Here is a 12,182-nt window from a genome sequence, read left to right on the forward strand (position 1 = left end):
TGATAAGTGAGTTTGATATTCAGCAATAATTCTATAAAATTTGCAACTTTCAATTAATTCTTCAGGTTGCTCGGGGAGAGAGGGCCCCCAATAAAGTGGTTCCTCTTTCAACGCAAGTTCAAGTATTAATGCATGAACAGAGTCTGCCAATTTTGATAGTAAATTCCTGACTTTTTCAACGCCATGTTCATGGACTAAGTGGTGGAATACGCTTAAACCTATTACCAAATCATAATTTCTGGGCTCAATGTTATCAATAACATCTTCTATGCGCCCCGTATCGAATTCAACATTTAAGTTTTCGTTTTCTTCAGCTAGTTTACGGCAAACATCAATGTTTTTATCTAGAAAATCAATACCTTTAACTGTCGCTCCCTTATTTGCAAGACTCAGACTAAAGAAGCCCTGAGCACAACCGAGATCTAAAACTTTTAAGGGACGCCCTAATTTATTTGAGAGAGTTGTATAAACTTCATAAATAACATCAAGTCTCTCGTTACAATTACGAGAAACATTATCATCCCACTCAGGATGGCCGAAGATTGTTTGATAGACTTCAGGTAATGCTGTTATCAGGTCGTGTAGATTATTATTCATGCTTAAAACTTACCTTTTGTCATAGCTTTCGAAAGATGATTTAAGATCGATAATGCCCCAAAGTTTCATGGGTTTACTCACATGAATGATTATTGAATCATATCTTCGATCTAACGGAATCATTTCAAATTCAGGGTTACCTGACGAAACACCAAATGAAATTAAATATTGACCCTCATTCAAATTCATCGGAAATGTAAACCTGAATATTCTGACATCACCTTTTCTAACAGAAATATTTTCTTTTCCCTCAGAAGCTAAAAAGGAATTAGTACCATACAAAAAGAGGCCATCTAACGTTTTGATTAAGATTCCTGGAACAACATTATCATGATCATCTTCGAAAATGGTCTTGAAATATAAATCAGTTTCTTCATTGCTTATAATGTTTGAAGGGTAGCTTTTACCTTTAACCTGAATGTCATAATCTATTATTTTCGCCCCACCCTGTCCCCAGCGATATTCTTCTTGCCGGTATCCAGGTCGTGTATGAAAAATATCATTGTCGGATTCACTAATGAGACTGAGATTTATGGAGATATCGTCGTTAAGAGCTTCATTTTTTTCAATTAGTGACTTTCCAAAAAGCTCATCAAGATAGCGATTTGTCACTTCACGTGCAGATGCATCCAGAGCAATTTCGCCGTTTTTTAAGAAGATGGCACGATCACAATGTCTAACAATATCACCCGCGCTATGTGATACTAATAAAAGTGTTGTACCTTGTGACTTGAAATCTGCAATACGTGAATAACATTTTGCCTGAAACCTTGAATCGCCTACTGATAGAGCTTCATCAACAATTAATATATCCGGTCTCGAAGACGTAGCGACTGCAAAAGCTAGTCTCATTTGCATACCACTTGAATAAATGCGAACCGGTTGATCGATATAAGCACCTATATCAGCAAATTTTTCAATATCTGGCAACAAATCTGAAATTTCATCCCGACTTAGTCCCATCATCAAACCAGACATGAATACGTTCTGCCTGCCTGTAAAATCGGGGTGAAAACCCATTCCTAATTCAAGCAATGCTGCAACCCGTCCGGATATAGAAACAGTACCAAGTGTTGATTTGGTGGTGCCGGTTAACAACTTTAATAGCGTGCTTTTCCCAGCACCGTTAACACCCACAATCCCAACAGATTCACCTGGCGCTACATCAAATGAAATATTTTTCAGAACCCACTTTTTTTCATGGAGAGGTTTATTTTCAGGAAGAAATTTTTCAATCACCCGGCTCCATTTAGAAGAGTAAAACTTATATGCTTTTGATAGGTTTTTAACAGAAATACTTTTAGTCATAATTCATCCACAATATCAGCAGCATGTTTTCTAAACATGGCCCATCCCAATATAAATAAAGCAATTGAAATTATTGCCATTGGCCATAGAGTTACCCACTCCGGTGGTTGTTTATAAACAAAGATATTGTGGTAAGCTTTGATTATTGTTGCCATTGGATTATATACTAACGCACCCTGAACCCACTCAGGTAATGTGTTACTTACATAAACAATTGGCGTAAACCAAAACCAGAACTGTAATAAAATTGACGTTAGCTGCCCCACATCTCTCACGAATACATTCATTACACCTAAAATGATACCCACGCCAACTGTAAAAATCATTTGAAGGATTAGTACAGGCAACATGCTCAGAATTACTATCCCTGGAAAGTTGTCTGTTAAAACAAGAAATACCAAAAAGAGTGTGAATATAATTAGAAAATTTAGTATTGATGAGCACGTTACAATAATAGGAAGACATATACGTGGAAAACTTAACTTCTTAAGTATATTAGAATTGCTTAAAAAAACATTAATCAACCCGTTAAGTGTTTCTGCAAACAGCCCCCATGTTAAAACACCTGAGCATAGATAAATACTATATGCATAAGGTGATGACATATCCGAGAGCCTGGCACGCATAAGTTCAGAAAAAACTAATGTATAAACCGAAATCATGGCGACAGGTTGTAATACAAGCCATATCGCTCCCAGAAAACTGCTTTGATAGCGCGATTGGAAATCGCGCTTAATACTATCAAAAATAAATCCGCGGTAGCGATTTATTCCAGTTAATAAACCATTAATCATGCGTTATTCACCATTTAAAGCATCCATTAGCTCTGCAGTTTTTTCTTTCATCAATTTTGTACTTTCTACAGTTTCAACGTTAAGCCTTACGAGTGGCTCTGTATTCGATGTTCTCAAATTGAAGCGCCATGTTGAAAACTCCATACTGATCCCATCAGTCGTATCAACAGCAGCTCCCTGTTGAGTGTAGCGTTGCTTTATTTTCTCAATCTTTTCTTTAGCATTAGCGACTTTAGAGTTGATCTCACCACTGCATGGAAACGCCTTCATTCTTTCCGAAACCAGCCCGGATAGCGTCTCACCTTTCACCGCTAGTAGTTCCGCTACAAGTAACCACGGAATCATACCGCTGTCGCAATAGGCGAAATCTCGGAAATAGTGATGCGCGCTCATCTCGCCACCATAAACCGCATCTTCTTCGCGCATGCGCTCTTTGATAAAGGCATGACCGGTTTTAGACATTACCGGATTTCCACCCGCTTTAGTTACCACATCAATCGTGTTCCATGTCAGACGCGGATCATGAATGATTTTCGCACCTGACTCTTTCTTAAGGAACGCTTCGGCTAACAGACCAACGATGTAGTAACCTTCAATGAACTCAGCATTCTCATTAAACAGGAAACAGCGGTCAAAATCCCCGTCGAACGCGATACCCATATCTGCCTGGTGTTCACGCACTGCATCTGAAGTATCTTTGCGACATTCCGGTAAGAGCGGATTAGGAATACCGTTCGGGAAGTTCCCGTTTGCTTCATGATGCACTTTAATAAACGACACAGGCGCATTCGCCTGCTTAAAGCGTTTTTCAATTTCATCGATGATATGACCTGCAGCACCGTTACCTGAGTTGATCACAAGCTTCATCGGCTTAGTGAAATTATTCAGGTTGATGTAGCCCATCAGATGATCGACATAGGCGTCTAGCACAGAGATCTGTTTATAACTGCCGCGTTTATCCTCATCTATTGGAGCAAAATCATTGGCTTCTGCTAGTCGCTGAACGTCGCGCAGACCAGTGTCACCGCTTACCGGGCGCGCACCTTCTCTTACCAGTTTCATCCCGTTGTAGTTCATCGGATTATGGCTGGCCGTTACTTCAATACCGCCATCGATACCTAAATGAAATGTGGCAAAGTAGATTTCTTCTGTTCCGCTCATACCAATGTCCAGAACATGAGTACCCGCATCCCGCAGCCCATTTGCTAGTGCCAGCTTTAACGATTCGCTGGTCAGTCGGACATCACCGCCCACCACGATCGTTTTCGGGCGGATAAATTCGCCATAGGCGCGGCCAATGCGGTAGGCAATATCTTCGTTCAGTTCAGTGCCTAATTCGCCACGGATGTCATAAGCTTTAAAACAGGTCAGTGCTGCCATGATCGTGTCTGTCCTTACTTACTTGCAAACTGTTGTTTAATCAAAATGAGGTCGTCATCACCGAGGTATGAACCAGACTGGATTTCCAATAGCTCCAAAGGAATTTTGCCAGGGTTTTCCAACGTGTGCTGGTGACCAATAGGAATGAAGGTAGATTGGTTTTCGGTTAACAACAGGGTCTTATCCTGAATCGTCACCTTCGCGGTACCAGACAGAATCACCCAGTGTTCAGTGCGATGGTAATGCATCTGTAATTCGAAGGATTCACCCGGTTTCACCGTAATACGATTTACGTTAAAACGTCCGGTGTTAACGATAAGATCGCAACGTCCCCATGGCCAATAGGTTTCACGATGACGGCGATACTCACTACGACATTCTGCCTTCAGGAATTCGACGACACGTTTAACGTCCTGCACCTGATCTTTACGCGCGACTAGTACGGCATCTTTGGTGTTTACGATCACAAGATCTTCTACACCAATGGCTGCAACCAACTGGTCTTCACTGTTGATATAGCAATTTTTAGTGTTGTGCAGGAAAGTGTCGCCCTTCAGTGAGTTACCCGCAGCATCCTTCTCATTCACTTCCCACAGCGCTGACCATGAACCTACATCACTCCAACCCGCATCCAATGGTACAACCACAGCCGCGTCGGTTTGTTCCATTACTGCGTAATCTACGGATTCATCAGGACAAGCAATAAAATCTTCTTTATCAATACTGATGAAGTCGCTGCCTTCTTTCACGTTTGCCATTGCACGCTGACAGGCTTCAAGAATATCAGGGCGGAATTTTTCCAGCTCTTGCAGGTAACGTTTTGCGCGGAACATAAACATGCCGCTGTTCCAGTAATATTCACCGGATGCGAGGTAATCTTTCGCTGTTTTAAGATTAGGTTTTTCGACAAAGCGTTGTACGCCGAATGGGGCGTTCAAATCATCCGAAATCTGGCTTCCACGATGGATATAACCGTAGCCTGTCTCAGGACCTGTCGGCACAATACCAAAGGTGACTAAATGGCCTTGCTTGGCATATTTAGTAGCTGTAGTAATCGCCTGATGGAATGCCGCACGATTTTCAATGACATGATCTGCAGCCAACACCAGCAGTACAGGGTCATCCCCCTGCTCAATCGCATTCAGCGCAGCGAGAGCAATGGCTGGGGCAGTATTACGGCCAACCGGTTCAAGGATGATGTTGTGAGAAAGCTTGTTGATTTGGCGAAGCTGTTCGGCGACCAGGAAGCGGTGCTCTTCGTTACAGATAACCAAAGGAGCGCGTGCTTCAACTCCGGTTAAGCGGTTGACGGTTTCCTGCAGCATTGAGTGCTGCCCATGCAAACTGATGAATTGCTTTGGATATAGTTCGCGTGAAAGGGGCCACAAACGACTGCCGGTTCCTCCGGCCATAATTACGGGAAGTAACATTCCTCAACCTCTAATGTGTCATTTAAAACTGCTTTATCAATTTAGAGCGGGTTATTTTTTCAACGCATTATAAAAAACAGCCACGCTACCGCCCTTGGCTTGTAGCAACCAATATGCTGTGTAACAAGTCAATTTTGTGTGCTCCGCCTCTCTTACATGAGACGGGTAATTATTCGTCAAGCCTCAGCCAACACCAAAGCCAGCACAAATAATACATTTTGTGCTGATGAAATAACATGGTTATCGTCTTATGCGATTGTTACTAACCTTTATGTCACGCAAGCGTTTCGCTTAAATCCAACCCATTGACCTGATTCAATATAGTTTCTTTTACTGGCAGTTAATGCTCGAATTTCCTTAATGGACAAACAAGGGTATATGGAGTTCGAACATTAATCATCTCTATGGGGGTTTAGGAATAATCTGTGTCTAAAATCACTCGATTGATTAAAAAATAGGCACCCATAATGTTAGATAATTTAGCCATAAAAAAACCCGGCAGATGCCGGGTTTTGATCAATTCATCGAGAGTTACTTAAACCCATCCGGATTCTTACTCTGCCAGTTCCACGTGTCGCGCATCATCGCGTCAATCCCACGCGTTACCCGCCAGTCCAGCTCGGTGTTCGCCAGACTTGCATCCGCCCAGAACGCCGGCAGATCGCCATCACGACGCGGCTTAAACTCAAACGGAATCGCCTTACCAGAAGCCTTCTCGAACGCTTTAATCATTTCCAGCACCGAGAACCCTACCCCGCCGCCAAGATTATACGCCTTGTAACCGGTGACTTTCGGCAGATGATCCAGCGCCTTCAGGTGGCCTTCGGCCAAATCCACTACGTGGATGTAGTCGCGCTGTGCGGTGCCGTCTGGCGTGTCGTAATCATCACCAAACACGCCAAGCTTCTCCAGGCGACCAATCGCCACCTGCGCGATATATGGCAGCAGGTTGTTAGGGATGCCGGTTGGGTCTTCACCAATCTCGCCAGACTCATGCGCGCCAACCGGGTTAAAGTAGCGCAGCGCGATGGCTTTGAAATTCGGGTCAGCTTTAGCGAAGTCGCGCATCACGAATTCGATCATCAGCTTAGAGGTGCCGTAAGGGCTGGTGGTGCCACCGATTGGCGTGGTTTCCACGTAAGGAACCGGTGCATCGGCGCCGTACACGGTCGCTGAGGAGCTGAAGATAAAGTTCCACACGCCAGCGGCGCGCATCTCTTCCAACAGCACCACGGTGCCTGCCACGTTGTTCTCGTAGTATTCCAGCGGCATGCGCGTGGATTCGCCCACGGCTTTCAATGCTGCGAAGTGAATGACTGCCGAGATGTCGTTAGCCGCAAACAGGTCACGCAAGCAGGCGCGATCGCGGATGTCGCCTTTAACGAACACCGCTTTCTTGCCAGACAGCTTCTCCACGCGGTTAACCGCTTCGCGCGAAGCGTTGCAAAGGTTATCCAGGACTACAACGTCGTCACCGCGCTCTAACAGCGCCAGCACCGTATGGGAGCCGATGTACCCTGCTCCGCCCGTTACCAAAATAGCCATGTGTACTCCTTTAAACCGCGCAAGCGGCGCGGCATGAGAATGGATTATTTCGCCAGAATTTTCTGGATAGCTTCGCGGAAATCACGACCCTGTGCGTTGTTACGCAGACCGTAAGAAACGAATGCCTGCATGTAGCCCATTTTTTTACCACAGTCGAAGCTTGTACCCGTCAGCAATTGTGCATCTACCGGTTTTTTCTTGCTGAGAGACGCGATGGCATCGGTCAGCTGAATACGGTCCCAAGCACCCGGCTTGGTGTTTTCCAGCTCTTGCCAGATATCCGCAGACAGCACATAACGACCGACCGCAGTCAGATCTGAGTCCAGCTGGCCCGCTTCTGGTTTCTCAACAATGTTAGTAATAGTGCTGATGTCGCCAGGGTTTTCAATTGGCTGCTCGGTGGTCAGAACACCGTATTCGGTCAGGTCTTCGCCCGGCATGTGTTTCGCCAGCACCTGAGAGTGACCGGTTTCTTCGAAACGAGCCACCATCGCCGCGAGGTTATAACGCAGGTGGTCAGCGGTTGAGTCATCCAGCAGCACATCTGGCAGTACCACCACGAACGGGTTATCCCCGATCATCGGGCGTGCACACAGCACAGAGTGGCCGAGACCCAGTGGGTTCGCCTGACGCACGTTCATGATGGTTACGCCAGGAGGACAGATTGATTGCACTTCACTCAGCAGCTGACGTTTTACGCGCGCTTCAAGCAGCGCTTCCAGCTCATAAGTGGTGTCGAAGTGGTTTTCCACTGCATTTTTGGAAGCATGGGTGACCAGCACAATCTCCTTGATGCCCGCCGCTACGCACTCGTCAACGATGTATTGAATCATCGGTTTATCGACGATTGGCAGCATCTCTTTCGGGATAGCTTTTGTTGCAGGGAGCATATGCATACCGAGACCCGCAACCGGGATTACTGCTTTAAGCTTGGTCATATTTATTCCATTTCATGAAGTGAATACGTGGGGTCGATTATGCAGGATCGGCCGGTGCAGCAAGTATAATCTTTATCTGAAAATCCGACACTAACTCTCTGTCACGACATCAAAAATCGCCAAAACGCCTGGCTGCCGCTTCGCCTGAGACACGGAAAATGAACCGGCTAAACTGCTGAAAAACAGTGGGAGATTGATGGAAAAAGCACTGGGGATAAGACCATTGATTTGCAGAATGGATGAGGGGGATTTTGGCGCGGGCACTCGCTCAAAGCTCATACCCGCGCTGATAGCGTCGTTATCCTAAAACTTACAGCCAGCCCTCAAACCATTCCGGCATCACGAACAGATTGAAGTGATTCACCAGCATCATCAGGCCGACAAACACCACCGACACCGAAACCCACTGGCGGGCATACGGCATAAAGCGGATACCAATCACCGGCTTGATAAAGAACGGATGGGCGAAAGCAGAAATCAGCACCTGCGAGATGGAGAGCGTCAACGCCACATACAGCACGTTCGGCCAGATGTAGGTTGTCGCCAGTACCACGACCACCACCAGACTCGCTACAATATTCCAGTAAAACTCGACGTTAGTCTTGCCGTTCGCCTGGGAAATCGCGCCGGTTAAGCCCCCCATCGGACGCAGCATGCCGAACAGCAGCATCAGCGGAATCAGATGGTAAACCTGCTCATGCGATGCGCCATACAGCACGCGTACGATGACCGGAGAGAGAATGCCAATCGCCAGATACATCGCGCTGCTGAACAACATGATGACGAAGGTGCCTTTCAGGAACAGATTTTTCAGCTGCTCCGGATCGTGCTGCTTCTCGGCGAAACGCGGCAGTGCCAGACGGTTAATCACCGGCGATACCAGTTTCAGTGGCTGCAGAATCAACTCTTTTGCCAGCGAGTAGATCCCCAGCATCTCCGCGCCCATCACTTTACCCACAATCAGTGCATCCGCCTGGGTACGCAGTTGGTTGATGGTCTGAGAACCGAGCTGATAGATACCGTAACGCACCGCGCTGATGAAGGTCGCCCCTTCAAACTCCCACGTTGGACGCCACGACTTCTCCCCGAAGTAGATCATGCACAGGATGCGCGTTAAGGCATTGATGAACAGCCCAAGGATGGCCGCTGCCACCGTGAGCGAAGTGAAGTAGAGCATCGCCACGGTACAGATGAACGCGAACAACTTGGTGGCCATCTCAATCTTCGCCAGCGTCACCATACGTTTGGATTTCACATAGTGCGCCTGATACTGCGACAGATGTCCCAGCACGAGGAAGTTGAGGCTGGTGAGCATGATCAGCCCGGTCAATTCAGGCAGGTGATAGAACCACGCCACCGGGAAGGCAATTGCCAGCATAATCAAGCCGGTACACAAGCTGAGTGAGACGTTGACCCAATAAATCGTACTCTGCTGGCGGCGGTTGATGTCCTGGCGATGCACGATGTAGCTGCTCATCCCCATATCCTGCAACACCGTTGCCACCGCCAGAATGGCGTTGATAATGGCTAATAAACCCAACTCATGCGCTTCCAGTTTTCGCGCCAGAACGCTGAGCTGTAACACCTGCAGCAATGCCGCGAAGCAGGTACTGCCAAACAGCCAGACGGCCTGTTTTTTTAATCCGCTCACACCATGCGCTCCAGAATTTTAGCCAGCTCGCCATAAGCGATGTGCTGATTGAACTCGGTTTCCACTTTGTGTCGCGCAGCAGCCACGACCGGCGCGACATCGACATCACCGCGTGACAGACGCAGCAGCGTGTCAGCCAACTCTTCGGCATCGTTTTCGGAGACCAGCCAGCCGCTGACGTTGTTCTGAATCAGCTCCGGGATGCCGCTGTGATAGGTCGAAACCACCGGCAGCCCCACCGCCATCGCTTCCATCAACGCCACCGGAATGCCTTCCATGTCGCCATCGGCTGCGGTTTTCGACGGTAGCAGGAAGATATCAGCATCATTCAACGCCTGACGAATCTCCTCCTGCGGCTTGAAACCAGGCATAGTGACAAAGGCTTCCAGTCCGGCACGCGCGATGTGTTCACGCATCATGCCGTCCTGCTCACCGTTGCCGATGATGGTGAACTCGAACTGCCCACCGTTGTTGCGCAGAATTTCGCTGGCTTTTACCGCCACGTCTAAGCCCTTTTTCTCGGTCAAACGCGCGACCGAAACAATTCGCAGCGGCTGATGAAACGCCTCACGCGGCCTGAAGTTAAACTTCTCAGGCTCGATGCCCATGCGCGTCACGTGCACCTTCTCGCGTGGACAACCCATCTCAATCAGCTTGTTCTCCCACAAATGGCTGATGGGTAACATCAACTCGCTCTGTTTGAACAGGTTGACGTAATCGAGCTTGTGCTCTTCGAGAATGTGACGGCGCGAAATATCCGCGCCGTGGAACACCGTCGCCTGCTTGCCTTTCAGCACGCCGAGCTCACGCAGTTTGTTGGCCAGCGCACCGGCATAACCAAAGTGCACCAGAAACACATCCGCGGTGAAGGTTTGCTTCGCGTTAGCAACAATCGCCGGCAGCAGCAGCTTTTTCGCCTGCTGGCCGTAGCGGCCGACGTTGAGTGATTTGATTAACGCCGGCTTCGCGATTTTCGGCAGCATCAAACCAATGCGCTGCGTCAGCTTATCGAGATTCGAAACTTTCTCTTCCGGCAGTAAATAGTGAGTTTTCGCCGCCAGATTGTAATCATCGAACGCGGCGTGGCGATTGATCATATCGCCCGGAAACACGGAGATGATCTCCACGTCATAGCCTGCATCGATGAAATGCGTTACCTGATTGAGGACAAACGTCTCAGAGGCAACCGGAAAACGCATGGTGAAAAAGGTCAGCTTCATCACTTACCCCAGCACGTTGAGAATTTCTGCCGTAATGCGGTTACCAATTTCACGCTCCTGCGCCACCGCGGTGTCCACTTTGCGTTTCACGTTGTCGTAGTCCGCCAGTACGGTTTGTACTTTATCGATCAGCGAACCATCCATCAGGCTCTGCACGTCGGTGGCCATCTGCGGCAATCCAAGCTGTTTCATCACGCCGAGCGATTTGTGCTCATAGTTGATGGCCACGGCTGGGGTACCGAAGTTCATGGAAATGATGGCGGAGTGCAGGCGGGTGCCAATAGTCAGGTGACAATGGCTTAGCAGGATGCCGAGTTCGAGGTCGTTGAACTCGTCCATGATGACATGGTAATGATCGGGATTATCGACGTGATCACGCAGCGTCAGCGCGACCATGCGGTCGTCTTTGGCGTAGCTGTCGATGCCGGTACAGGTAGAGAAAGCCACCACCTGATAGCCCTCGGCAATCATCGCGTTGATGACTTTCCCAAAGGCCGCTTCGTACTCTTTCTGCGTCACGCCGAGACGTTTATCGAACGGTGCCAGTTCACGCACGGTGATGGCGATGGTTTTGCGTGCGCTGATGATGTTTTTCCAGTGTAGCAGGTTGTGGCTCGGATTCTCCACATCACGCGCTTTCACCAGGAAGGCGGTATCGACGCCCTTCTTCACGCGGCTGGTGGTGACGCCGTCTTGTTTCAGGCGATCGAAGCTGACCTCTTCACGCAGCACCAGGCTATCGACGCGATCAAACACGAAATTGGCCAGCGCATTCACGCGGGGGTTCTCAAAGGGTCCCACGGAGTGACCGACCATGTGCAGCGGCTTTTTCGCCATCAATGCACAGAGCGCGTGGTCAAACTGCGTCACACCATAAAGATCGACGAAGAACGAACCGCCCACCTGAATGATGGCGTCATACTGTTCCAGACTTTTGGTGAACTGCGCCAGATGGGGCGGCACAGAGAACGATTTGTACAGGCCACCCTTGCCCAGATGCGCCATCATGATTTCGGGCATCAGGCGGTTGGCCACTTTACGTTTAACGCTGCCCACCAGCCCTTTCGCTGATTTGCTGTTATGCAGAAACAAGGAATCCTGCTGGATATCCTGTTGCAATAAGTACCCGGAGCTTGTTGGATAACGACTGATCACATCAATATCGAGGTCGCCACGCGCAGACTGCAAAGAGTCGATCAGTCCACGTAAAATCGCGCCATCCCCACGATTTCCACAGGTATGGTTTCCCACCAATAAAATCTTCATAAACACTCCAGAAAAATTTTTTTAATTTTTTACAAGCCACGTCATTTCCTGCA

The 12,182-nt window shown here is 48.0% G+C and carries 10 protein-coding genes; all 10 read right to left on the minus strand.

Going from position 1 to position 12,182, the window contains the following annotated elements:
* On the minus strand, positions 1-597 hold a 597-nt coding region (locus JK231_RS06090), incomplete at its 3' end, for a methyltransferase domain-containing protein (protein ID WP_211728210.1).
* A gap of 9 nt (positions 598-606) precedes the next feature.
* The gene (locus JK231_RS06095; protein ID WP_211728211.1) at positions 607-1,905 is read right to left on the minus strand and encodes an ABC transporter ATP-binding protein; all 1,299 of its coding nucleotides are present in this window, start codon (positions 1,903-1,905) and stop codon (positions 607-609) included.
* A complete protein-coding gene (locus JK231_RS06100) occupies positions 1,902-2,699 on the minus strand; it encodes an ABC transporter permease (protein WP_211728212.1) in 798 nt (265 codons plus the stop codon). Before JK231_RS06100 ends, JK231_RS06095 begins: the two co-directional genes overlap by 4 nt.
* A 3-nt stretch (positions 2,700-2,702) precedes the next feature.
* Positions 2,703-4,079, minus strand: coding sequence for a phosphomannomutase CpsG (cpsG, locus tag JK231_RS06105; RefSeq protein WP_211728213.1), 1,377 nt, complete (start codon positions 4,077-4,079; stop codon positions 2,703-2,705).
* Between the two features lie 14 nt (positions 4,080-4,093).
* Positions 4,094-5,509 carry a mannose-1-phosphate guanylyltransferase/mannose-6-phosphate isomerase gene (locus JK231_RS06110; protein ID WP_211728214.1) on the minus strand — a complete coding sequence of 472 codons (1,416 nt, stop codon included), beginning with the start codon at positions 5,507-5,509 and terminating at the stop codon, positions 4,094-4,096.
* A gap of 531 nt (positions 5,510-6,040) precedes the next feature.
* A complete protein-coding gene (gene galE, locus JK231_RS06115; RefSeq protein ID WP_211728215.1) occupies positions 6,041-7,054 on the minus strand; it encodes a UDP-glucose 4-epimerase GalE in 1,014 nt (337 codons plus the stop codon).
* A 44-nt stretch (positions 7,055-7,098) separates the two neighbouring features.
* The gene (gene galF / locus JK231_RS06120) at positions 7,099-7,992 is read right to left on the minus strand and encodes a UTP--glucose-1-phosphate uridylyltransferase GalF (RefSeq protein ID WP_166932058.1); all 894 of its coding nucleotides are present in this window, start codon (positions 7,990-7,992) and stop codon (positions 7,099-7,101) included.
* A gap of 310 nt (positions 7,993-8,302) precedes the next feature.
* Positions 8,303-9,643: an MOP flippase family protein gene (locus tag JK231_RS06125; protein ID WP_211728216.1), complete on the minus strand. Its 1,341-nt coding sequence runs from the start codon at positions 9,641-9,643 to the stop codon at positions 8,303-8,305.
* Positions 9,640-10,863, minus strand: coding sequence for a glycosyltransferase (locus JK231_RS06130; protein ID WP_034824779.1), 1,224 nt, complete (start codon positions 10,861-10,863; stop codon positions 9,640-9,642). Before JK231_RS06130 ends, JK231_RS06125 begins: the two co-directional genes overlap by 4 nt.
* Before the next feature lie 3 nt (positions 10,864-10,866).
* A complete protein-coding gene (gene wcaK, locus JK231_RS06135) occupies positions 10,867-12,129 on the minus strand; it encodes a colanic acid biosynthesis pyruvyl transferase WcaK (protein ID WP_097116651.1) in 1,263 nt (420 codons plus the stop codon).
* Between the last annotated feature and the right edge of the window lie 53 nt (positions 12,130-12,182).

This window comes from Pantoea sp. JGM49 (assembly GCF_018257655.1).
In the GTDB taxonomy this organism is placed as follows: domain Bacteria; phylum Pseudomonadota; class Gammaproteobacteria; order Enterobacterales; family Enterobacteriaceae; genus Pantoea; species Pantoea communis.